At 69.3% G+C, this 22898-nt stretch carries 21 protein-coding genes and 4 tRNA genes; 19 read left to right on the top strand and 6 right to left on the bottom strand.

Annotated features, from left to right (window positions below; translation table 11 throughout):
* Positions 1-21 precede the first annotated feature (21 nt).
* The 4 genes from I6N91_RS02875 to I6N91_RS02890 form a co-directional block, all read right to left on the bottom strand.
* Entirely contained in the window at positions 22-1593 is a 1572-nt protein-coding gene (locus tag I6N91_RS02875; RefSeq protein ID WP_198810405.1) for an RsmB/NOP family class I SAM-dependent RNA methyltransferase, read from the bottom strand.
* On the bottom strand, positions 1586-2545 hold the full coding sequence (locus I6N91_RS02880) for a methionyl-tRNA formyltransferase (protein WP_198810408.1): 960 nt from the start codon (positions 2543-2545) through the stop codon (positions 1586-1588). The genes I6N91_RS02875 and I6N91_RS02880 overlap by 8 nt, the downstream gene beginning before the upstream one ends.
* The gene (gene def / locus I6N91_RS02885; RefSeq protein WP_198810410.1) at positions 2542-3156 is read right to left on the bottom strand and encodes a peptide deformylase; all 615 of its coding nucleotides are present in this window, start codon (positions 3154-3156) and stop codon (positions 2542-2544) included. The genes I6N91_RS02880 and def overlap by 4 nt, the downstream gene beginning before the upstream one ends.
* A gap of 279 nt (positions 3157-3435) precedes the next feature.
* Entirely contained in the window at positions 3436-4386 is a 951-nt protein-coding gene (locus I6N91_RS02890; protein WP_233091381.1) for a PD-(D/E)XK nuclease family protein, read from the bottom strand.
* 162 nt (positions 4387-4548) lie between these two features.
* Here I6N91_RS02890 and I6N91_RS02895 point away from each other — a divergent pair.
* The 8 genes from I6N91_RS02895 to I6N91_RS02930 all read left to right on the top strand — a co-directional run bounded on the left by I6N91_RS02895 (position 4549) and on the right by I6N91_RS02930 (position 8791).
* Positions 4549-4622 (top strand) — tRNA-Gly (locus tag I6N91_RS02895).
* Positions 4623-4672: 50 nt separating this feature from the next.
* Positions 4673-4746, top strand: a tRNA-Cys gene (locus I6N91_RS02900).
* A gap of 26 nt (positions 4747-4772) precedes the next feature.
* A tRNA-Val gene (locus tag I6N91_RS02905) sits at positions 4773-4844 on the top strand.
* 331 nt (positions 4845-5175) lie between these two features.
* Positions 5176-5883 carry an SDR family NAD(P)-dependent oxidoreductase gene (locus I6N91_RS02910; protein WP_198810412.1) on the top strand — a complete coding sequence of 236 codons (708 nt, stop codon included), beginning with the start codon at positions 5176-5178 and terminating at the stop codon, positions 5881-5883.
* A 138-nt stretch (positions 5884-6021) separates the two neighbouring features.
* Positions 6022-6849: an enoyl-CoA hydratase/isomerase family protein gene (locus tag I6N91_RS02915; protein ID WP_198810414.1), complete on the top strand. Its 828-nt coding sequence runs from the start codon at positions 6022-6024 to the stop codon at positions 6847-6849.
* A 163-nt stretch (positions 6850-7012) separates the two neighbouring features.
* Entirely contained in the window at positions 7013-7735 is a 723-nt protein-coding gene (locus I6N91_RS02920; protein WP_198810416.1) for a hypothetical protein, read from the top strand.
* A 253-nt stretch (positions 7736-7988) separates the two neighbouring features.
* Positions 7989-8065, top strand: a tRNA-Gly gene (locus tag I6N91_RS02925).
* A 468-nt stretch (positions 8066-8533) separates the two neighbouring features.
* Entirely contained in the window at positions 8534-8791 is a 258-nt protein-coding gene (locus I6N91_RS02930; RefSeq protein WP_159616845.1) for an antitoxin, read from the top strand.
* Between the two features lie 83 nt (positions 8792-8874).
* Here I6N91_RS02930 and zapE read toward each other — a convergent pair whose 3' ends face one another.
* Positions 8875-9909 carry a cell division protein ZapE gene (gene zapE / locus I6N91_RS02935; RefSeq protein WP_198810418.1) on the bottom strand — a complete coding sequence of 345 codons (1035 nt, stop codon included), beginning with the start codon at positions 9907-9909 and terminating at the stop codon, positions 8875-8877.
* Between the two features lie 164 nt (positions 9910-10073).
* On the opposite strand from zapE, the gene I6N91_RS02940 reads away from it, so the two are divergent.
* A complete protein-coding gene (locus I6N91_RS02940) occupies positions 10074-10991 on the top strand; it encodes a sulfurtransferase (protein WP_198810420.1) in 918 nt (305 codons plus the stop codon).
* Positions 10988-11428 (top strand): SufE family protein, encoded by a 441-nt coding sequence (locus I6N91_RS02945; protein WP_198810422.1) that lies wholly within the window; start codon positions 10988-10990, stop codon positions 11426-11428. Before I6N91_RS02940 ends, I6N91_RS02945 begins: the two co-directional genes overlap by 4 nt.
* Here the strand turns inward: I6N91_RS02945 and I6N91_RS02950 are convergent.
* Entirely contained in the window at positions 11409-12680 is a 1272-nt protein-coding gene (locus I6N91_RS02950) for a S9 family peptidase (protein WP_198810424.1), read from the bottom strand. The genes I6N91_RS02945 and I6N91_RS02950 overlap by 20 nt on opposite strands.
* A 151-nt stretch (positions 12681-12831) precedes the next feature.
* Between I6N91_RS02950 and I6N91_RS02955 the strand changes: the two genes are divergently transcribed.
* The 9 genes from I6N91_RS02955 (at position 12832) to I6N91_RS02995 (ending at position 22753) form a co-directional block, all read left to right on the top strand.
* Positions 12832-13320, top strand: a complete 489-nt coding sequence (locus I6N91_RS02955; RefSeq protein ID WP_198810426.1) for a hypothetical protein — start codon at positions 12832-12834, stop codon at positions 13318-13320.
* A gap of 14 nt (positions 13321-13334) precedes the next feature.
* Positions 13335-13760, top strand: coding sequence for a peptide-methionine (R)-S-oxide reductase MsrB (gene msrB, locus I6N91_RS02960; protein ID WP_198810428.1), 426 nt, complete (start codon positions 13335-13337; stop codon positions 13758-13760).
* A 226-nt stretch (positions 13761-13986) separates the two neighbouring features.
* Positions 13987-15354 (top strand): DUF6421 family protein, encoded by a 1368-nt coding sequence (locus I6N91_RS02965; protein WP_198810430.1) that lies wholly within the window; start codon positions 13987-13989, stop codon positions 15352-15354.
* Positions 15351-16103, top strand: coding sequence for an SDR family oxidoreductase (locus I6N91_RS02970; RefSeq protein WP_198810432.1), 753 nt, complete (start codon positions 15351-15353; stop codon positions 16101-16103). Before I6N91_RS02965 ends, I6N91_RS02970 begins: the two co-directional genes overlap by 4 nt.
* 24 nt (positions 16104-16127) lie before the next feature.
* Complete coding sequence (locus tag I6N91_RS02975) at positions 16128-17198, top strand: low specificity L-threonine aldolase (RefSeq protein WP_198810434.1); 1071 nt, start codon at positions 16128-16130, stop codon at positions 17196-17198.
* 83 nt (positions 17199-17281) lie between these two features.
* Positions 17282-17917, top strand: coding sequence for a DUF3000 domain-containing protein (locus tag I6N91_RS02980; RefSeq protein WP_120165399.1), 636 nt, complete (start codon positions 17282-17284; stop codon positions 17915-17917).
* A 33-nt stretch (positions 17918-17950) separates the two neighbouring features.
* A complete protein-coding gene (locus I6N91_RS02985) occupies positions 17951-19300 on the top strand; it encodes an HRDC domain-containing protein (RefSeq protein ID WP_198810436.1) in 1350 nt (449 codons plus the stop codon).
* Positions 19301-19382: 82 nt separating this feature from the next.
* Positions 19383-20633, top strand: coding sequence for an acetyl-CoA C-acyltransferase (locus tag I6N91_RS02990; RefSeq protein WP_307843214.1), 1251 nt, complete (start codon positions 19383-19385; stop codon positions 20631-20633).
* Complete coding sequence (locus tag I6N91_RS02995; RefSeq protein ID WP_198810438.1) at positions 20630-22753, top strand: 3-hydroxyacyl-CoA dehydrogenase NAD-binding domain-containing protein; 2124 nt, start codon at positions 20630-20632, stop codon at positions 22751-22753. The genes I6N91_RS02990 and I6N91_RS02995 overlap by 4 nt, the downstream gene beginning before the upstream one ends.
* Positions 22754-22898 lie beyond the last annotated feature (145 nt).

Raw genomic sequence — 22898 nt, forward strand, 5'->3', positions numbered from 1 at the left:
CGCTGCGTCCCGGAACGGAAGTCAGAGGGGTTTGCGGATCAGGGCCAGGAACATGGCGTCGGTGCCGTGAAGGTGCGGCCACAGCTGCGCCGTGGAGCCCGTCCCGGACGCGGCCGGCCGGGCGGAGTTCAACGGTCCGCCGATGCTGACCGCGTCGAGGGCCGCACCGGAGTCAAGCAGTTCCATCTCCGGCCGACGGCGCAGGGCGTCCTCGACGACAGCGAGGGTTTCGGCATGGTGCGGCGAGCAGGTCACGTAGGCGACGACGCCGCCCGGGCGCACGGCCTCGAGCGCGGACTCAAGCAGGCCGCGCTGCAGCGGGGCGAGCTCCACGAGGTCCGCCGGCTTGCGCCGCCACCGGGCCTCGGGGCGGCGCCGCAGGGCACCGAGCCCGGTGCAGGGCGCATCGACCAGGACCCGGTCGTAGCTTTCCGGCTCCTCCTGCCCGACCTCCCGGCCGTCGCCGACGCGCACCGTCCAGGTCCCGCCGTCCACCGGACGCAGGGCCTGACGGACGAGCTGCGCGCGGTGCGGCACCGGCTCATTGGCGACAAGGGTCGCGGGCACCGAGCGGCCCAGCGCGGCGAGGAGCGCAGACTTGCCTCCGGGCCCGGCGCACAGGTCGAGCCAGCGCTCGGATCCGGCGTCGGGCGCCGGAACGGAGCCGGCCCCGGCTCCGGTCTCCGGTCCGCCGACGGGAAGCAGGTCGACGGCGGCGAGGGCGCGGGCGACCAGCTGCGAACCGGCGTCCTGCACGCGGAGCGTGCCTTCCCGCACCCCGGCCAGCCGTCCGACGTCACCTCCTGCGAAGTAGGCGGACCCTTCGGCCAGGCGGCCCGGTTCGGCGCCCTCGGCCAGGGCTTCGTCGAGGGAGCCCAGGCCGGGAAGCGCCACGAGGTTCACCACGGGCGCGGCGTTGTCGGCCTCGAGCAGCTCGTCGATCTCCTCGACGGTGCGTCCGTGGGCAACAAGTGACTGCCGGAAGGCCCGCACGATCCACTCCGGGTGGCTGTGCGTCAGGGAGGCGATCTTGACGCCGTCGGTCTGGCCGGCGGTCAGATCGCCGATCCAGGAGGCGAGGTCGCGGGCGGCCACCTTGCGCAGCACCGCGTTGACGAGGGAAGCGGGCCCGGCGCCGATCACGGCACGGACCAGGCCGACCGTCTGATCGAGCGCGGCATGGGCGGGCACGCGCATCCCGAGGAGCTGGTGGGCACCGATGCGCAGTGCGTCGAGCACGGCCGGATCGAGCTGCGCCAGGGGACGGTCGACGCAGCGGGCGAGCACCGCATCGTAGGTCCCCTGCCCGCGCAGGGCACCGTAGGCCAGTTCCGTCGCGAACCCTGCGTCTCGGCGGTCGAGTCGGTGCTTGCGGATGCTCACCGGCAGGACGAGGTTCGCATAGGCGTCCTCCGCAGCCACCGCCCGAAGCACCTCGAACGCGACAAGGCGCGCCGGGTCGGCCTTCCGGGTCCGCTGGGAGGGCGCGGCCTGGGAGAACCTGCGCTCCCCCGAACGGTTCCGCTCCCTGCCCTTTTCATTACGGCGCGGGCGCTGGCCCGGCCGCTGACCCGCTCCTGGGGTATCAGACATCGAAAACCAACTCTCCGCGCGCCAGGGCGCCCCTCGCCCAGTCACGGGCGTCCATCATTGTCTTTCCGGCGGGCTGCAGGCGGCCGAGCACCACCGGCTCCGATCCGGTGCCGACCTGCACGCCGCCGTCCCGGAGCTCAACCCGACCGGGGGCAAGGTCCACCGGAACGCCGGACCCGGTGTCCGGCCGCGCCGGCCGGAGTTCGGACGCCGGGCGCACCGGCGCGATCTTCACGCGCTGGCCCGCAAGGAGCGTCCAGGCCCCCGGCTCGGGGGTCATGGCATTGATCCGCCGCCGGACGGCGACGGCCGGCTGCATCCAGTCGATCCGGGCGTCATCGATCGAAAGCTTGGGGGCGAGGCTGACCTCCCCCTGCTGCGGAACCGCCTCGACCGTGCCCTGTCCGAGCGCCGTCAGCGTCTGCGCAAGCAGGACGGCGCCGCTGTCCGCAAGCCGGTCCAGGACCTCCCCGCTGGTGTCCGATGGTGCCAGCGCTTCGGTCACGGTTCCGAACACGGGGCCGGTGTCGAGTCCGCGCTCGAGGCGGAAGGTGGACGCCCCGGTGATGTCATCACCGGAAAGCACAGCGTGCTGCACCGGTGCGGCGCCGCGCCAGGCCGGCAGCAGCGAGAAGTGAAGGTTGATCCAGCCATGCCGGGGAAGCTCGAGCGCCCGCGCCGGCACAAGCCCTCCGTAGGCGACGATTGCCGCGGCGTCGAGGTCGAGCGCGGCCAGCTGCTCGACCACTTCGTCAGTGAACCGGTTGGCTTTGATCAGGGGCAGCCCCAACTCCTCGGCCCGGGCGGCCACGGGGCTCGGGGCCAGGGTCCTCTTCCGCCCGACCGGGGCATCGACGCGGGTGAGCACCGCGGCGATCTCGAAGCCTGCGTCCGACAGCGTGTTAAGGGAGGGGACGGCGACGGCCGGAGTGCCGGCGAACAGGATCCTCACAGCCGGCGTCCCGAATTCTCCGCACGCCCCTGTGCGCCCGCAGGCCCGGCGGCCGATGCGCTGATGAAGCTCGAGCCGAGGGTCTTGGCCCGCTGTGCCGCCGTCTGGCCTGCCACGCTGTTGTAGTCAGCGCTGCGGATGGCGCGCATGGCAACCTTCTTCTCCTCGCCCCGGAGCCGGTCGATGTAGAGCGTTCCGCGCAGGTGGTCCGTCTCGTGCTGCAGGCACCGAGCCAGCATGCCGGTGCCTTCGACTTCGACCGGCTCCCCGTGCACATCCTGCCCACGGACCCTCGCCCATTCGGCACGCTCAAGGAAGTTCCCAAGCCCCGGGACTGAGAGGCAGCCTTCGACGGCGCCATCCTGCTGCAGGGTCTCCCCCACCTCGAGCACCGGGTTGACGACGTGGCCCTCAAAACCGTCGATGCTGTAGGTGAAGACCGAAAGGCCCACACCGATCTGGGGCGCAGCAAGGCCGACGCCCTGCACATCGAGCATCGTCTCGGTCATATCCGCGACCAGCTTTTCGAGCTCCGGGCCGAAGTTCGTCACCGTCGCGGCAGGGGTGCGCAGGATCGGGTCGCCGATGATCCTGATACTCAGTACAGCCATTCGGTTCGGATTCCTTCACCTGGTTGGGCGCGGCGGGCGGATGCCCGGGTGGGCGCTGCGGGGGTCTGCGGCGTGCGCGGAGGGCTCGGACCCATAAGCGAAAGCCCTCGAGCCATTCTAGAACGCCGCGCCGCCCTGCGGTCCCCGGCGCCGCTGCGCTGCGGGAAGTGCCGGGGAAGTGCCGGCCGCGTCCGGGCAGGGCAGGTGTCGTGCCCGCTGCCCTGCCCGCTGCCCTACCCGCGGCCGGGGCGGGAGCCGGCCCGGGCTCTGCGGTAACCGTCAGCCGGCCGCGACGGAGGACGGCGCTTCCGGAGCTGGCGCGGCCGGGCCCGGGGCGTCCGCACCGGCGGCCGGAGCCGGAGCTGCCGCCGGTGCCCCGGCCGCGGCGCGGGGAGGCGGCGGCCCGATGGGAAGCAGCGCCCGTCCGGCCGTTTCGGCGTTCCGGCCGGTCTCCCAGGCACGGCGCAGCGCGCAGAATCGAAACCAGTGCTCCTTCAGCACCTCGGGATTGGCCCGGAGGGCACGGACCTCCGTCTGGCCGACGGCAACACCGAGGAGGAGGGGCTGCTCGCCGTACTTCCACGGTTCCCATTCGCCCTGATGGGGGTTGACGAGGCTTTCCTGCGCCTTCATGCCCGCGACCAGCTGCATGACCACTTTGTCATCGAGCCCTTTGACGAAGCCGTCGCGGTCGGTGTTCTTGGTCTTGTAGTCGATGAGGCACAGCCGGCCTCCGATGGTGGCCACAAGGTCGAGGGTTCCGGCATACCCGAGCTCCTGATTCCAGACGGTCAGTTCCGGGGCGATCGGCCGGACATCATAGAGTTCCCACCACTCGTCGAAACGGGCCGCGAAACCCTCCTCCCCGTTCTCCACGAGGGCGAGCCGCGCGGCGTCGAGCGTGTGGGGCCGGCCGAGGGCACGCAGGGCCACCTGCTCGCAGTAGTTGTGCACCCGGGTGCCCCGGAGCGCCGCGTCGTCACGGTACCGCTCGGCAGCCTGCGAGGCGTCCCGGACGGCCTGCTTCAGCTCGGCAGGTTTGCCCAGCGATCCGGGAAGGCGCGGATCGGCAGCCAGGGCGTTCGCCGCCATGTGCCCGAACCAGCCGCCGAGGGACGACGGCGCCTGGGCGATGACGGTCGTGATCGACGGGACGGTGGGCTTGTCCGACGTCGACCTCGCATACATCCGTCCGTAGGGAGTGGAGTGGGCGAGCAGCGGTTCAGTCATGGCTTAAGTCTGTCACTCTCCGGTGACACTCCCGTGCCGCGCCGTTGACCCGAAGACGCGCCCGATTGGACGAACCCCGAATAGTCCTATAGAGTTTTTTCTCGTTGGAAAACAGAAAAACACGAGGAACTCAAGGGTTTCGGTGTTCAAAATTTTCTTTCTGCGGACGTAGCTCAGCTGGCTAGAGCACCACCTTGCCAAGGTGGATGTCGCGGGTTCGAATCCCGTCGTCCGCTCGCAAGTCACTGCATGGCCGGTTCAACCGGCTGTCTGTTTGTTGGATAGCGGTGGGGTGGCCGAGTGGCTAGGCAGCGGCCTGCAAAGCCGTGCACGCGGGTTCGAATCCCGTCCCCACCTCCAGTAGGTGATTTGCAGAGCAGGAAATTGGGCGATTGGCGCAGCGGTAGCGCGCTTCCCTGACACGGAAGAGGTCACTGGTTCGATCCCAGTATCGCCCACCGAGAAAGACCCCCGGGAAACCGGGGGTCTTTTGTTTTAGAAGGCACGCTCCGCGGGTTGCCGGATGGACGTGATTCGAATCACCCCTAGGCGCGTGCACGGTACGGTCCGCAGCTTCGTTGCCACCGGGAGAAGCCGGAGGATGCGCTTTCCTGCGGCGCCGGGGCTGCCAGGACGCCCTGCCGTTCAGTATCCCGTCCTTCCGCAGCCCCCGCTCGGTGCCGGAGTCCGGTTCTCGGTTTCCCCCCGTAGGGTTGCTATTAAACGACTGGTCGGCTATAACTGTACGGGTCGGTAGTTGACCGACTGTCTACCAAAGGAATCGAAACCATGGAAACACGTAAAGTTGCCGTCATTACCGGCGCATCACAGGGCATCGGCGCGGGCCTCGTCGACGGCTACCGCAAGCTTGGGTATGCGGTTGTCGCGAACTCCCGTTCGATCGCCCCGTCCGAAGACTTCGACCTTGTCACCGTTGCCGGAGATATCTCGGACCCCGAGGTTGCCGAGCGCGTCATTGCCACGGCCGTTGAGCGGTTCGGCCGCGTGGACACGCTCGTGAACAACGCGGGCATCTTCATCGCGAAGCCGTTTGCGGACTACACCCAGGAGGACTACGACAACGCCCTGCGCGTGAACCTCGGCGGCTTCTTCCACATCAGCCAGAAGGCCATGGCGAACATGGTCGAGCGGGGCTCGGGGCACGTCGTGAACATCACGACCACCCTGGTCGAAAACGCGAACTCCAACGTCCCGTCCGCCCTCGCTTCACTGACCAAGGGCGGCCTCGCCTCCGTCGTGAAGTCACTCGCGATCGAGTACGCAGCCCGCGGGGTGCGCGTGAACGCGGTGTCCCCCGGCATCATCAAGACCCCGCTGCACGCGGAGGAGACGCATGACACCTATGGAGCACTCCACCCGGTCGGCCGGATGGGAACCATCGACGACGTCGTACACGGCGTGCTCTACCTTGAGCAGGCCCAGTTCGTCACCGGCGAGTTCCTCCACGTCGACGGCGGGCAAAGCGCAGGAAACTAGCACCGGCCGGGGGCGGCGGATCCGCCGCCCCCATCCCGGCGAGAACGATCCAAAGCGGTCTTCCCCCTCCCCACCCGCGAAGCCGCAACCGATCCGGAACTCCTCAATTCCGCGGACCCAAGGAGCCAGCGTCAGCCCATGACGACGAAACAGTTCACCGTCGACCCCGTCTCTCCGTCCTATTGGCGGGTCACCTTCGCCAATGGTCCCGTCAACCTCTTCGACCCGGATTCGATCGACGAACTCGCCCACCTGCTCACCACCGCCGAGCAGGATCCCGAACTTCGGGTGATCGTCTTCCGCAGCGACAACCCGGATTTCTTCATGGCGCACTGGGATCTCCTCAGCGACAAGACCAGGGTGGCGAACATGGCGCCGGGACCGACGGGCCTCCACCCGTACCTCGACAATTTCGTCCGTCTCAGCAGGCTCCCCGTGGCAACCATCTCCGTCATCCGGGGACGGGCCCGCGGAGCCGGCAGTGAGTTCGCCCTGGCCACCGACATGCGGTTCGCGTCGGAGCATGCGGTTCTCGGCCATTTCGAAGTGGGTATCGGCGCCGTGCCGGGGGGAGGCCCCATGGCACGGCTAGGACACCTCATCGGGCGCGGCCGGGCCCTGGAGATTCTCCTCGGAGCCGATGATGTCAATGCCACGGACGCCGCCGCTTACGGCTATGTCAACCGGGTCATCAGCGACGCGGCCATTGAGGCCGAGGTCGATGCACTTGCCCGCCGGATCGCCGGGTTCGACAAGACGGCCCTGTCCCGGACAAAGGCGCTCGTCGACAGGGCGACGCTGCCGGAGGACCAGGAATTCGCGCCGGGTCTTCAGGCATTCTTTGCGACAGCAGGCCGATCTGGGAGCCAGCCGCTGATCCGCAGCCTGTTCGCCCGGGGCCTGCAGCAGGCCGACGGGGTCGAACTGGATCTGGGCCACCACGTCGGACAGCCGCTGGACGAGTGACACAGAGGCCAGCGGAGCGCCTTCCGGCCTCCGGTACCCCTGAGCCACTGCGACGTGCCGACGTGCCGACGTGCCGACGTGCCGACGTGCCGACGGGGAATTATCCGCCGGTCCCACCAGTTGATTTCGAAATAGTACCTATTAGTCCTAAAGGAGTATTTACATGGCGGCACTACTTGAGCAGGTCCTTGAAGCGAACGGCGGTCTCGACCGCTGGAAGAGCCTCAGCACCTTCACCGCCCGCATCACCTACGGCGGTCCGTTCTGGGAATTCAAGGGACAGCCTGACGTCGTCGGCACCGACCTCGTCGAGGCGAACCTGCAGGAGCAGCGCACCCGCCACACGCAGGAGGGCACCGGCCGCGTCGTCGAGTACGACCGGAAGGCCGACCGCGTCACCATCACGGCCGCCGACGGCACGCTCGTCGAGGAATTGAACAACCCCCGGGCCAGCTTTGAGGGCTACACCCCCGAAACGCAGTGGTCGCTCGCCCAGATGTACTATTTCCGCAGCTACGCCACCTGGCACTACCTCGTGGAGCCCTACATCTTCACCTGGCCGGGCGTGGAGACCCAGGAAGTGGAGCCCTGGACCGAGAACGGCGAGACCTGGCGCGTACTCAGCGTCACCTTCCCTTCCTCAATCGACACCCACACCACCACTCAGCTGTACTACTTCGATGCGTCGGGCCACCTGCGCCGGATGGACTACCAGCCGGAGGTGAACGGCAACTCCCCCGTCGCCCACTACATCCGCGGGGAGGCCGAGGTCGACGGACTCATCATCCCCACCAAGCGGCACATCCACATCCGCAACGATGACCGGACCCCCGATCTGTCCTGGGTTCCGATCGAGATCGACCTGAGCGACATCACGATCGCGTGATGCTCCTGCCGGAGGGGAGGACACTTCCTCCCCTCCGGCCCACCGCCGGCTCCACGGCACCTTTCCACACCCGTTGAAGCGGTCCAGCGGCTCCCGCCAGACCGCCGGATCTGGATTTGGCTCCCCCTTCACTGCGCGATATTGTTGAACCACTGGTTCAACCCGGCTTCGCGAGCGGAAATATCCTCCCGCCAACGAATCCCCTTAGGGCCAGGCACATATCACCCGGGGTCCCGCGCAGGGACGCCCTCTTGCGGACGTAGCTCAGCTGGCTAGAGCACCACCTTGCCAAGGTGGATGTCGCGGGTTCGAATCCCGTCGTCCGCTCCACCGCTTCCGGCTCACAGCCGGGACTGCCCCGCCGCAGCGCCTCCGACGTCGGCCACTGCGTGCCGCTCTCATTCACTTCAGGCAGTGCCCCTCGCGGCATCCTTCCCGGCGAAACTGCAGCTCACCCCGTTAAGTCCCACTCAAAGCGTGGTTACCTGCACACTCGAGCGTGACCGCAGCGCCTTCGACGTCGGCCACGGTGCGAGGCTCCCCTGCTTTCCTGGCAGCACCCCTCCCGGCGAAACTGCAGCTCACCCCGTTAAGTCCCACTCAAAGCGTGGTGAGCTGCGCACTCAACGGGGAGGGGACCCTCGGAGGGGCGGCCATCCGCCCGGACGCTTCCGGCGATCCGCGCCCTCGACCGAAGCTACTTCCGGCCAAGGCACCCGCACCGGACGCTCCGGCACCGTTTGCACTACGATTGTGACGAAGGGAACACCAGGTTCCCGGGTAGGAAAGGAGGTGCCTGTGTCTGTTTTTGACGGGCTCAAAGGCAAGGCCGGTGGGTTGAAGGACAAGGCGACCGGACTGATCGGCGCCAACTCGGAGAAGGTCAAGACCGGCATCACCAAGGCCGGCGGCTTTGTCGACGGCAGGACCGGCGGCAAGTACTCCGGGCGCATCCGCGGGGTGCAGTCGAAGGCCTCGGCGATGGTCGACAAGATCGAACGCGAGCAGCGCGGCGGCACGACCGGACCTACACCTCCTCCGGCCTCATCGCTTTAAGTACCGCAAAAAGGAAGCGCCGGTCCCGCCGTGAGGCGGAACCGGCGCTTTTGTTTAAGCCGGACCAGGCTCCGGCCCGCAGGCTACGCCCCGGAACCGCCCTGGCGGGCCAGCGCCGTGAGCCGGGAGACCGCCCGGTAATACTTCTTCATGTACCCGCCGTGCATCATCTCATCGGTGAACAGGTTGTCGAAGGGCACACCGCTGGCGAAGATCGGAACGTCCCGGTCGTAGAGGCGGTCGGCCAGCACCACGAAACGCAGGGCCACTGACTGCTCGGTGATCGTCGAAACGCGGTGCCATGCCACCGCCTCCACACCGTCGAGCAACTGACGGTACTTGCTGGGGTGCACGCCGGCGAGGTGGTGGATGAGGTCGCCGAAGTCATCCTCGGCCAGCACCCCGCCGTTGCCCGAGTAGTCCCGGACGTGGTCGCGCAGGCCGGATTCGGTCAGGGGCGCCGGCGGCTGCGGCAGCCCACGGTGGCGGTAGTCCTCGCCGTCGATCCGCAGCACGTCGAACTGGTCAGCGAGCACCTGGATCTCCCGCTGGAAGTCGACCGCCGCGAACCGGCCCTCCCCGAGGGAGCCTGGCAGTGTGTTGGAGGTGGCGGCCAGCTTGACGCCGGCGTCGGCGAGTTCGCGCATCAGCCGGGACATCATCACCGTGTCACCGGGATCGTCGAGTTCGAATTCGTCGATACAGACCAGGTTGTAGCCGCTGAGCGACTCGACGGTCTTGCGGAACGAAAGCACACCGCACAGGTTCGTGTATTCGACGAACGTGCCGAAGGCCTTGGGCCCCTGCGTCGCGTGCCAGAGGGAGGCAAGCAGATGGGTCTTTCCGACGCCGAAACCGCCGTCGAGGTAGATCCCCGCACGGGAGGGCGCCTTCCGTGCCCCGAAGAGCTTCCGCAGTCCGCTGGGCTCCGGCTCGTCGACGGTCGCGGCGAACGCCCGCAGCCCGCGGACGGCGGCCGACTGCGAGGGCTGGGAGGGGTCGGGCCGGTAGCTGGAGAACGACACGTCCTTGAAGCGCGGCGAGGGGTAGAACCCGTCGAGCAGGTCCTCGACTGAAACTTTCGGGGCGCGGTCGGTCAGGTGCTCTACGGATGCCACGGATCTGGGGTGCTTTCTCTTGCCGGCCGAAGGATGCGATGGGGAGCGCGACGGCGCGCCCGTCAGGCAACATTACGGCACCGGACTCCTACGCGCCGGAAGCAATTCGCGCCGGGCGTGGTTAGGCTAAGAGAGAGAAGCCGCCCCCAGCAGAAAGCCATTTAATGCCGCTCGAAACAGATTCGTCCGAAAAGTTCGCTGCCTACGCCCACCCCGGCCGGCTCGTCTCGACGGACTGGCTCGCCGGCCACCTCGGCACGGACGGGCTGGTGGTCCTTGAGTCCGACGAGGACATCCTGCTGTACGAGACCGGGCACATCCCCGGGGCCGTGAAGATCGACTGGCACACCGAACTCAACGACGAGGTGCGCCGCGACCTCGTCGACGGTGAGGCCTTTGCCCGCGTGATGTCCGCCAAGGGCATCTCCCGCGACACCACGGTGGTCATCTACGGCGACAAGAGCAACTGGTGGGCCGCCTACGCCCTCTGGGTCTTCGAACTGTTCGGCCACGAGGACGTCCGGCTGCTCGACGGCGGACGCGACAAGTGGATCGCCGAGGGACGGCCGCTGACGACGGAGGCCACCGCGGTCCGCCCCGGCGACTACCCGGTGATCGAGCGAAACGATCCCCGCGTGCGCGCCTACCTCGGGGACGTGCTTGAGCACTTCGGCAACCCGCTCATCGACGTCCGCTCCCCCGAGGAATACACCGGTGCCCGCACGCACATGCCCGCCTACCCGGAGGAGGGCGCCATGCGCGGCGGCCACATCCCCACGGCGGCGTCCATCCCGTGGGGCCGCGCTGCGGCCGAGGACGGCACCTTCCGCAGCCGGGAGGAGCTCGACGCGATCTACCGCGGCGAGGCGGGCCTAAAGGACGGCGACGACGTCGTGGCGTACTGCCGCATCGGTGAGCGCTCGAGCCACACGTGGTTCGTCCTGACCCACCTGCTGGGCTTCGACCGGGTGCGCAACTACGACGGGTCCTGGACCGAGTGGGGCAACGCGGTGCGTGTGCCGATCGTCCGCGGCCCCGAACGCGGCGAGGCTCCGGTTCGTCCGGCGGAGGCCCGGCGATGAGCACGGCCCTGCCGGCCCAGCTGGCCGAGATTATCGATGACTTCCAGGACCTGACGGAACCGGACCGGCTTCAGCTGCTCCTCGACTTCTCCCGGGAGCTTCCGGAGCTCCCCGAGCGACTCCGGGAGCATCCCGAACTGCTCGAGCAGGTCGTCGAGTGCCAGAGCCCCGTGTTCCTCACCCTTGAGGTGGGCGACGGGCCCGAGCGCCGGGTGAACCTCTTCTTCTCGGCTCCGCCGGAGGCTCCGACGACCCGTGGTTTCGCCGGAGTCCTGATGGAGGGCCTCGACGGGCTGCCTGCCGAGGAGATCCTTGCGGTCCCGGACGACGTGCCGGACCGGCTGGGCCTGACCCGGGCCATCACGCCGCTGCGCATGCGCGGCATGAGCGCGATGCTGGGCCGGATCAAGCGTCAGATCAGGGCGACTGCGGCCTAGCCTCCGCCCCGGGGTGCCTGCCGCCCGGCAGGGTGCGCTGGTGCAGCACCCGGTCCAGCCAGCGTGAGACCGTCTCCTCCCAGCGGGCCGGATCGACGTTCCACTCCTTGGTGTGGCGCGCCCGGTGGAACCGCTCAAAGGTGACGAAGGCCGGGTTCCGTTCGGCGAGTTCGACCGAGGGCGCGACCGGAACGAACTCGTCGTCCTCGCTGTGCAGGATGAGGGTGGGGATGGTCAGCTGCTCCGCCCTTGAGATCCAGTCCATGCTCTTGAGGTCGAGGGGTGCGGCCAGGCCGGTGATGCGCTTGGCGGCGTCGTTGGCCAGCAGCCACTGGCCGAGCCGGCCCACCGGGGCCGGGATCCGGTTCAGCTGGGCGTGGTAGGCGAGCACCTCGATCCAGTTCACCACCGGGCCGTCGAGCACCAGCGCGCCGATGCGCCGGCGGTGGCGGGAGAGGTCCGCGGTCTGCAGGGCGATGGCGCCTCCCATCGACCAGCCGAACAACACCACCTCCTGGGCGCCGGAGGCGATGGCGTAGTCGATGGCCGCCTCGACATCGCGCCACTCGGTCGCGCCGAGGCCGTAGCGCCCGTCCGGGGCGAACGGCGCGTCGCCGTCGTTTCGGTAGGAGATGACGAGGCTGGTCAGGCCCACGCTGCGCGCAGTGCGCACCGCCCGCAGTGCCTCGGTGCGCTGGGCGCCCCTGCCATGGATCATGATCGCCCAGGTCTCGGCCGGCGCCTCGGCGCGGATCAGCCACGCCGGCGCCGACCCGCCGTCCACCGGCACCTGGACCTCCTCGTCGGCGAACCCCAGGCCCGACGGCGTCGGGTAGACGCTCCCGCTCCACCAGCCGCGCCGGGCGGTGCGCAGGTCCCCTGCGTACACCTCCTCGACGTCGCGCTCAACGGTTCCCTCGCGGGGGCTGTAGGAGCGGATGGCGCCGATCCGGGCGTGGCCGGCCCCCCGGTTGAAGTAGAGGCTGTAGGTGCCCTCGACCGTGGTGTCCTCGTTGGCCGGCAGGATCACCCGCTGGTCCTGCCCGGCGCCGGTGACGGCGAGGATCTCCAGGTTCTCCTCGCGCGTGCGGGCCGGCGTCACGACCCGGCGCGCGAAGTACGCGGCGAGCGCCGATGCGGCCGTGGCCGCCGACGACGTCAGGAGAGCACCCACGCCGATCCCGAACGCCGTCCATTTCACCCAGGGGGCGGGGGCGGAGGCGGTGGCCTGTGATGCTGGTGGGAATGCCATACGGCCATTCTCACCTGTTCCGGCGTCCAGCGGGCAATTTCGTCGAAGCCGGTGCGTCCGGCCGCTCCGCGCGCCGCCGCCGCCGGGGCGCCGGACAGGGTCCGTCCCGCGGTCCTCCCGCACCCGGCGGGCCGGGTCTACTGTTGGCGGTATGACTCAAACCATTCTGGTGCTGACCGAGGAAGCCCTGCAGGACGCGGATGTGGCGAACCTGAGGACACTGCAGGGCGAGGAGGAGGCCGAATTCATCATTCTCGTTCCGGCGGACCGGAACAAGAGCATGCTCGGCGAGTTCTTCCACCACCTGAGCATGCTTGAGTTCGCCCAGGCGTTCCGGGACGTTGCAGGCAGTGATTCCGGCCACCGGCCGGAGCACACCGCCGCCGACGCGCTGGAGGCCTCCCTGCGGACGGCGGCGGCGTCGGGTTTGAGGGCACGGGGCTACACCGTCGGGGACAACGCCGTCGAGGAATTCGTGCGGGCCGCGGCCGACGAGGGCGCCGCGCAGGCCGTGGTGATCACCCGCCCGCACGCCGTGGCGGACACCCTCCACACCGACTGGGCCAACCGTGCGCAGAGCCACCTGGGGATCCCTGTGCTGCACCTCTATTCCGGCTCGGGATTTATTGGCGACTCATAATCGTTGCCAAAGGTATGACCACATCAGAAAACGCCGCTCAGCCCGAAATCTTCAAGACCGATGACGAGTGGCGCCAGGAACTGACCCCCGAGGAGTTCCAGGTGCTGCGGAAGGCCGGGACCGAACGCCCCTGGACCGGGGAATACACCGATTCCTACACCGCCGGGGTCTACCAGTGCCGGGCCTGCGGCCAGGAACTCTTCACCAGCAACGAGAAGTTCGACTCCCAGTGCGGCTGGCCCTCCTTCTGGGCCCCGCTTGCCGAGGACAAGGTCCGCTACATCCACGACCGGACCCTTGGCATGGAACGCATCGAGGTGCGCTGCGCCCGGTGCGATTCTCATCTGGGCCACGTCTTCGAAGGCGAAGGTTTCTCGACCCCGACCGACCAGCGGTACTGCATCAACTCCATCTCCATGAAGCTCGTTCCGGCCGAGTAGGCGGGCGGGCCTGGCCACCGGAGACAGCTAACAGGACCTGCGGTTGCCGCCTTGTGCGGGCAGCCGCAGGTCCTCTTGGTCTCGGGCCGCGGCGGCGCATCGCCAGCATAAGAGTGTCTAATTGGACGGCTTGCTTGGAGTAAGCAATGCTTTTTTGTTGCTAGGCTCGCATCAGCATCCGATCCACCGCCCCGCCCGCCGGGGCCCGCTCCGAAAGCAGCCATCCATGACCACTCTGGCATCCTCACCACTCGGCTCCACCACCCTTGCGGAGCACCCCGCCTGGCTCCGCCTGAAGGCGGCGGCCGGCGCCCTGCAGCAACTGCAGATCAAGGACGGATCGGTCCCTGAACCCGCCGACCGCCCGAAGGCCGCCGAGTTCAACGCAACGATCATCGAGGCGGTCACCGAACTCGCCCCCGCCTTCCCGCACGACGCCGCCTACCACACCGCCCTGGTAAAGGACCTGGAGGCCTGGGCGGAGTCCGGCTTCGGCGTCCCCGACTTTCTCGACTCACTGCTGGCCTTCCAGCCGCAGCAGCACCGCGTGGACGGCCTGGCGCACCTGGTCCTCTTCCCCATGTACACCCAGAACGGCAGCAGCAACCGCCTCGTGGAGGCCGTGCTGATCGAAGTGATCTGGCCCGAGTTCATCGCCGACCTCGAGGCCGGCGACTACTCCAACGGGCTGTTCGTGCCCATCCGCTTCATCGACTTCACCGAGGGCTACAACACCAACTCCGCCGTCCTCTTCCCCGAGACCGTCGCCGTCCGCGAAACCCCCACCTTCACCTGGGGTGCGATCTTCGCCGACCGTGAGGCCGCCCGCTTCCGCCGCGTGGTGGAGGCCGCAGCCGACATCACCCGCCTCGACCTGCCCGCGGAGGCCCGCGAACTCCTGGCCGACCAGAAGCTGGCCGAGGAAACCTTCGTGATGTGGGACCTGATCCACGACCGCACCCACATGCGCGGTGACCTGCCGTTCGACCCGTTCATGATCAAGCAGCGCATGCCCTTCTTCCTGTACTCCCTCGAGGAGCTGCGCTGCGACCTGACCGCGTTCCGCGAATCGGTGCGCATCGCGAAGGACGAGGAGGCCTCGCCCGAGACCCGCCGCCACGCCCGCCTGGTGCAGTACGCGGTGATCTTCGACCGGATCTTCCGCTTCGCCATCACCGGCTCCCGCGTGCGCAACTACGACGGCCTCGGCGGCCAGCTGCTCTTCGCCTGGATGCACCAGCACCGCGTCCTCCACTGGACCGACACCAAGCTCACCATCGACTGGGACGAAGTCGCCGACGTCGTCGTGGCCCTGGGCGAGGAGATCGAGCAGCTGTACTGGCGCTCGATCGACCGCCCCAAGATCGCACACTGGCTCGCCGCCTACGAGCTGGTCTCCAAGACCGTCACGCCCCACCCGGCCTCGGTCTGGGCCAAGGGACCCGACGCCCTTCCGCTCAGCGGCCCGCCGCGCGGCCTGACCGATGCCGTGCTCGACGACGAGTTCCCGCTGTCGATGTTCTTCGAAGCCCTCGACCGCAAGATGAAGCCGGTCATCGAGTCGACGGCCGGAATCACCGGAGCATCGGCGTGACGGACGCCGTTTCGCCGGCGGGCGCACCCGCGCCCGCCGGCCTCACGGTCGTCGTCGCCGGGGCAACGAGCGCCTCGGGCGTGGCCGTGACCCGGGAGCTCACCGCCCGCGGCGCGCGCGTGATCGCCGTCGGCTCCCACCCCGGCCGGCTCCAGGACGCCCTCGGACACCTTGACGGCGTCGATCAGCGGGTGTGCGACCTGACCGACGCCGCCGCCGTGAACGCCCTCGCGTCCGCGGTCGAGGCGGACACCGGCGGCGCCGACGGGCTGATCCACCTCGTCGGCGGCTGGCGCGGCGCCAAGGGCATCACCACCCAGTCGGACGAGGACTACGCCTTCCTGCACGACTCGGTCTTCCGCACCCTGTTCAACACGAGCCGCGCCTTCTACGACCAGCTCGCGCGCTCACCCCGGGGCCGCCTCGCCGCCGTCTCGGCCACCGCCGTCGACTCCCCCACCGCGGGCAGCGCCTCCTACGCCGCCGTGAAGGCCTCGGTGGAAACCTGGCTGCGCGCCGTCGCCGACGGCTTCACCCGCGACGGGTCCGCGGCGGCGTCGACCGCGCTGGTCGTCAAGGCGCTGCTCGACGACGCCATGCGGGAAGCGCAGCCCGAGCGGCGCTTCCCGGGCTACACCCACGTCGACGACCTCGCCCGGGCCGCCGCTGCACTTTTCGACGCGCCCGCCGCCGACATCAACGGGCAGCGCACCACACCGGCAGACCTGCTGGCCAGGGCCGACGGCTGAGCGCCGCTAGGGGATAATAGGACAGTGACTGAGACTCTTTCGACCTTCCGCCCGCTGCACGACATCAACGAGCGCGGCTTCGCCTCCGACAACTACTCGGGGATCCACCCCGAGGTGCTCGCCGCCATCGCGGCGGCCAACGGCGGCCACCAGGTGGCCTACGGCGATGACGTCTACACCGCCCGGCTCAAGGAACTCCTCGAGGAGCACTTCGGCGAGGGCATCGAGGCCTTCCCCGTGTTCAACGGCACCGGCGCGAACGTCCTGTCGCTCCAGTCGATCCTGCCCCGCTGGGGCGCCGTCATCTGCGCGGCCACCGCCCACATCAATGTCGACGAGAACGCCGCGCCCGAGCGCGTCGGCGGCATAAAGCTCCTGACGGTTCCCACCCCGGACGGCAAGCTCACCCCCGAGCTGATCGACCGCGAGGCCTGGGGCTGGGGGGACGCCCACCGGGCCCAGCCGCTGGCCGTCTCGATCACCCAGACCACCGAACTCGGCACGCTCTACACGGTCGAAGAGATCCGGGCCATCGCCGACCACTGCCACGACCGCGGGATGCACCTGCACATGGACGGAGCCCGGCTGGCCAACGCCGCCGCGGCGCTGGGCCTGCCGCTGCGGGCCTTCACCCGCGACGCCGGCGTCGACATCCTCTCCTTCGGCGGCACCAAGAACGGGCTGATGTTCGGCGAATGCGTCGTCGTGCTCAACCCCGCCGCGTCGACGGGGCTTGAATACCTGCGCAAGATGAACATGCAGCTCGCCTCGAAGATGCGCTTCGTCTCGGCCCAGCTCATCGCCCTGCTCGAAGACGGCCTGTGGCTGCGCTCGGCGTCCCACGCGAACGCCATGGCCGCACGGCTGACCGAGGCGGTGCGCGGCATCGACGGCGTCCGGCTCACCCAGGAGACCCGGGCGAACGCCGTTTTCGCCATCCTCGACCCGGCAGCCGCCGACCGCATCCGGAAGCAGTTCCGCTTTTACGACTGGGACCAGGCGACCGGCGAGGTGCGGTGGATGTGCTCGTTCGACACCACCGAGGAGGACGTCGACGCGTTCGCGGCGGCCATCGCGCGCGAAGTCGGCGCGTAGGCGCTCATTGCCTATGGTTACGAAAAGGTAACCGCGGCGAGTCCCCCCGCGACACGCCGCACATGATGGCATAGCCTGCGGGGGTGAGCGCACTTGGCGGCCTGTCGCAGGCACCCGACGAATTCCGAACGGCTCTTGCCGGTCTCAAGGAGGCCCGCTGCCGCACCGAGCTGCGCCTCGAGGAGATTCCTGCCCCCTCGCGCCTTGCACCGTTCGCGGTCGCCCTCGGCGCGGAGGTGTACCAGCCGGCCCAGCCGGCGCGGCGTCCGGTCCACGGGCCCGCCGGCGCGGAACTGCTCCCGCAGGAACCGGTGGAGCTCGCCACCGGGCGGTTCATCCTGCTGTACGATCCGCAGGGCTCGGCGGTGTGGGACGGCAAGTTCCGGGTGGTCACCTACATCCGCGCCCAGCTCGAACCGGACATGGGCAACGACACGCTGCTCGGCTCGGTGGCCTGGACCTGGCTCGCGGAGGCGCTCGAAAACCACGGGGCCGCCCACCACAACGCCGGCGGGACGGCGACCCGCATCCTCTCCGAGAGCTACGGAACGCTCGAGGACCGGCCGGACACCATCGACATCGAGCTGCGGGCCTCCTGGACACCGGACAGCGCGGAGATCCGACGGCACCTCGAGGCGTGGTCCGACATGGTGTGCACCTTCGCGGGGCTGCCGCCCCTCCCCGAGGGCGTCCTGTCCCTGCCGCACCGGCGCAGCTAGGCCCGTCCGGCCGACCGATAGACTGGAACAACCATGAGCTTTGAGAATTCCGATCGGCAGGACCTGCCCGCCGACGCCGCCCCGCCCACCGAGACGCCCGAGAACGGCACGGAACCTGAGGCCGGGGACCTGCCGCTGCTGACGGAACCGCGCGACGGCGTTCCCTTCGTCATCGACACTCCCGCCGGGCTCGAACGGGCCGCCGCCGCCCTGGCCGCGGGCACCGGCCCGGCCGCCGTGGACGCCGAGCGTGCTTCCGGCTTCCGGTACGGCCAGCGGGCCTTCCTCGTGCAGATCCGCAGGGAGGGAGCCGGCACCTGGCTCATCGACCCGGAGCCCTTCGGAGACCTGAAAATTATCGACGACGCCCTCGAGGGCGTCGAGTGGATCCTTCACGCCGCAAGCCAGGACCTTCCCTGCCTCTCGGACCTCGGCATGTGGCCCGACCGCCTCTTCGACACCGAACTGGCCGCACGGCTGGCCGGGCTCCCGCGCGTCGGGCTCGCCGCGGTGATCGAGTCCCAGCTGGGCTTCACCCTCGCCAAGGAACACTCTGCGGCCGACTGGTCCACCCGCCCGCTGCCCGAACCGTGGCTGCGGTACGCCGCCCTCGACGTCGAGGTGCTCAGCGAACTGCGCGGCAAGCTCGCCGCACTGCTGGACGGGCAGGGGAAGCTTGAGATCGCCGAGGAGGAGTTCGAGCACATCCGCTCGGCTCCGCCGGCCGAACCCAAGACCGACCCCTGGCGCCGCACGTCGGGGCTCCACCAGATCCGCGACCGCCGCCAGCTCGAGGCGGTCCGGCGGATGTGGACCGAACGCGAGGAACTGGCCCAACGGCGCGACGTCGCACCGGGCCGGCTGATCCCGGATTCCGCAATCGTCGCCGCGGCCAAGGCGATGCCCGCCACGGTGCCGCAACTGCTGTCCACCAAGGGCTTCCACGGCCGCGCCGCCCAGAAGGAAGCACCCCGCTGGATGCGGTGCATCAACGACGCGCGCCGGGCCAAGGACCTCCCACCCCTTCACATCTCCAGCAACACTCCCCCGCCGCCGCGCGTCTGGGCCGAAAAGGATCCCGAGGCGGCCGCCCGGCTCATCACCGCCCGCCCGCGGATCGCGGCGCAGGCCGAGAAGCTCGACATGCCGGTGGAGAACCTCCTGACGCCGGACTTCCTGCGCCGGATCGCCTGGCGTCCGCCCGCCGAGATCACCCTGGAGACCATCAGCGCCGCCCTTGCGGAATTGGGTGCCCGGCGCTGGCAGATCGACCGCGTTGCGGCGGTCATCACCGTGGCCTTCCTGGAGCCCGACCCGCTTCCCATCAAGGCCTCGACGCCGAAGGCGGCGCCCGACGCTGGCCCGGTTGAGGCCGCCGGGTAGCGAAGGTTTCGGCTCCGCTTGCACCGCTAAGTTACTGATGAGTAACATGAGGTCGGATCAACATCTCAAAGAGGAGCACAGTGTGAGCCAACCAGCAGCAACCACCCCTGCCCGTGCCGCTGCCCGCAGCGTGCGGGACGTCGTCTTCGTCGACGGCGTACGGACCCCGTTCGGCAAGGCCGGCGACAAGGGGATCTATGCCGGGATGCGGGCCGATGACCTGGTGGTCAAGTGCATCCGGGACCTGTTGCGCCGCAATCCCTCCCTGCCCCCCGAGCGGATCGACGACGTCGCGATCGCCGCCACCACCCAGACCGGGGACCAGGGACTCACCATCGGCCGCACCGCAGCCCTGCTCGCCGGGCTGCCCCGCACCGTGCCGGGCTTCGCCATCGACCGGATGTGCGCCGGCGCCCTGACCGCCGTGACCACCACTGCCTCCGGCATCGCCTTCGGCGCCTACGACGTCGCGATCGCCGGCGGCGTTGAACACATGGGCAACCACCCGATGGGCGAGGGCGCCGACCCGAACCCGCGGTTTCTGTCGGAGCGGCTCGTGGATCCGGCGGCCCTGAACATGGGCAACACCGCCGAGAACCTCCACGACCGCTTCCCCGCCATCACCAAGGACCGCACCGACGCCTACGCCGTCCGCAGCCAGGCCAAGCTCGCCGCCGCCTACGCGGAGAACCGGATCCAGCCGGACCTGGTGCCCGTCGCGGGCCGGAAGCCCGGCGAAGGCTGGACCCTCCACAGCGTCGATGAGCCGCCGCGGCCCGGCACCACGGTGGAGGACCTCGCCCAGCTGCGCACCCCCTTCCGCCCGCACGGCCGGGTCACGGCCGGGAACGCCGCGGGCCTCAACGACGGCGCGACCGCCGCGCTGCTGGCCTCCGCCGACAGTGCCGCCGAGCTCGGCCTGCCGGTGCGCATGCTGCTGGTGGCCTACGCCTTCGCCGGCGTCGAGCCCGAGGTGATGGGCATCGGCCCGGTCCCCGCCACCGAGAAGGCCCTGCGCCAGGCGGGCCTCGGCATCGAGGACATCGGCTTGTTCGAGATCAACGAGGCCTTCGCTGTGCAGGTGCTCTCCTTCCTGGACCACTTCGGCATCGCCGACGACGACCCGCGCGTCAACCGCTACGGCGGCGCCATCGCCGTCGGGCACCCCCTCGCCTCCTCCGGCGTCCGGCTGATGACCCAGCTCGCCCGCCAGTTCGAGGAGGACCCCTCGGTGCGCTACGGCATGACCACCATGTGCATCGGCCTCGGAATGGGCGCCACCGTCATCTGGGAAAACCCCCACCACGCCGACTACGGACAGGACGCAGCATGAGCTTCGAACGCTTTGAGGAACTTGCCGGGCTGGTGCCCAACGAGATCGTCACCCACTCCCTGGTTCAGGACGTCGCCCTGCCCGGCGGAGCCGGCACCCTGGCGCTCATCACCCTCGACAACGGCAAGGACCACACCAAGCCGACCACCCTTGGCCCGAACACCCTGATCGAGTTCGGCCGCACCCTCGAGGGCCTCAAGGAGCGCAGCAGCCGCGGGGAGATCGCCGCTGTCGCCATCACCGGCAAGCCCTACTTCCTCGTCGCAGGCGCCGACCTCTCGACGGTGAAGTCCCTCAAGGCCGAAAAGCACGGCCGGGCGATGGCCGAGCTGGGCCACGCGGCCTACGACCTGCTCGGCTCCCTCGGGGTCCCCAGCTTCGCCTTCATCAACGGGGTGGCCCTCGGCGGCGGCCTCGAAATCGCCCTCGCCGCGGATTACCGCACCGTCTCCACCGGAGCCAACGGACTCGGCCTGCCCGAAGCGTTCATCGGCCTGGTCCCCGGCTGGGGCGGGGTGTACCGGCTGCCGCGCCTGGTCGGGCCAGCCTCCGCGGTCAAGGTGATGATCGAGAACCCGCTGAGCAACAACCGGATGCTCGACGGCTCCGCCGCCTACGGGATCGGCATCGCCGACGCGCTCTTCGAACCCGCGGACTTCCTCGAGCAGTCCCTGGCCTGGGCCGCCCGCGTCGTCGCCGGCGATCCCGCCACTGTGCAGGCCGTCGAGGCGCGCCGTGCGGGCTTCACCGCCTACAGCGACGCCGACTGGGATGCCGCCGCCGCCGCGGGACGGGCCTTCATCCAGGCCCGCACCGGCAACGCCGCGCCGGCCCCATCGCGGGTCCTCGACCTGTTCGAGGCGGGCAAGACGCTGACCCGTGAGCAGTCCGCCGAGGCCGAATGCATCGCGCTGGCCGAGCTCATGCAGACCCCCGAGTTCCACGCGACCGTGTACGCGTTCCTCGAGCTGGTGCAGAAGCGCGCCAAGCGGCCCGCCGGGGCACCGGATGCGAAGCTCGCCCGGCCGGTGACGAAGGTCGGCGTCGTCGGGGCCGGCCTGATGGCCAGCCAGCTGGTGCTGCTCTTCGCCCGCCAGCTGAAGGTGCCGGTGGTCCTGACCGACATCGACCAGGCCCGCGTCGACAAGGGCGTCGCCTACGTCCACGCCGAGGTCGACAAGCTGCTGGGCAAAAAGAAGCTCTCGCAGGATGCTGCCAACCGTACGAAGGCGCTGGTCTCCGGATCGGTCTCCAAGGAGGCCTTCGCGGACGCCGACTTCGTGATCGAGGCGGTCTTCGAGGAAATGGGCGTCAAGAAGCAGGTCTTCGCTGAGGTCGAGGCCGTCGTATCCCCCGAGTGCATCCTCGCCACGAACACCTCCTCCCTGTCGGTCACCGACATGGCCACCGACCTGGCCCACCCCGAGCGGGTCGTCGGCTTCCACTTCTTCAACCCCGTGGCCGCGATGCCGCTGCTGGAGATCGTGAGGGCCCCCAAGACCGACGACGCCGTGCTTGCCACCGCCTTCGCTCTGGCCAAGCAGCTGAAGAAGAACGCCGTCCTGGTCCAGGACGCCCCGGCGTTCGTCGTCAACCGGATCCTGGGGCGTATGTTCGGCGAGATCACCAAGGTGTTCGACGAGGGCACCGACGCCGAGACCGCCGACAACGCGCTGCGGCCCATGGGCCTGCCGATGACGCCGTTCCGGCTGCTGGCCCTCGTGGGCCTGCCGGTGGGCCAGCACGTCCAGGAGTCGCTGCACGCGGCCTTCGGCGACCGGTTCCACGTCTCGGCGAACCAGCAGAAGCTGATCGACGCCGGCATCAAGGGGCTGTGGGTTCGGGACGAGTCGGGCCGGGAAACGGTGCCCGAGTCCACCCTGGCCCTGATGGAGCGCGGTTCCTCGCCGTCGTCGAGTGAGGAGATCCTGCGGCGCACGCAGGACGCCCTCGCTGACGAGATCGGCAGGATGCTCGACGAGGGCGTCGTCGCCGCCCCGGAGGACATCGACCTGTGCGTCATCATGGGCGCCGGCTGGCCGATGCACCTTGGCGGCATCACGCCGTACCTCGACCGCACGGGGGCCTCCGAGCGGGTCCGCGGCCGGACGTTCCGCTAGACCGCCCCCGATTACGACAAACGCGCCACATAACGACACACGCACCCGATAGCGACGAACGCACCCGATATATCGGGTGCGTTCGTCGTTTTCGGGTGCAGCCGTCGCTTCCTGACACCGCGGCCGCCCGAGGTAGGAGACCGGG

Source organism: Arthrobacter sp. MSA 4-2 (genome assembly GCF_016405885.1).
GTDB lineage: Bacteria > Actinomycetota > Actinomycetes > Actinomycetales > Micrococcaceae > Arthrobacter_D.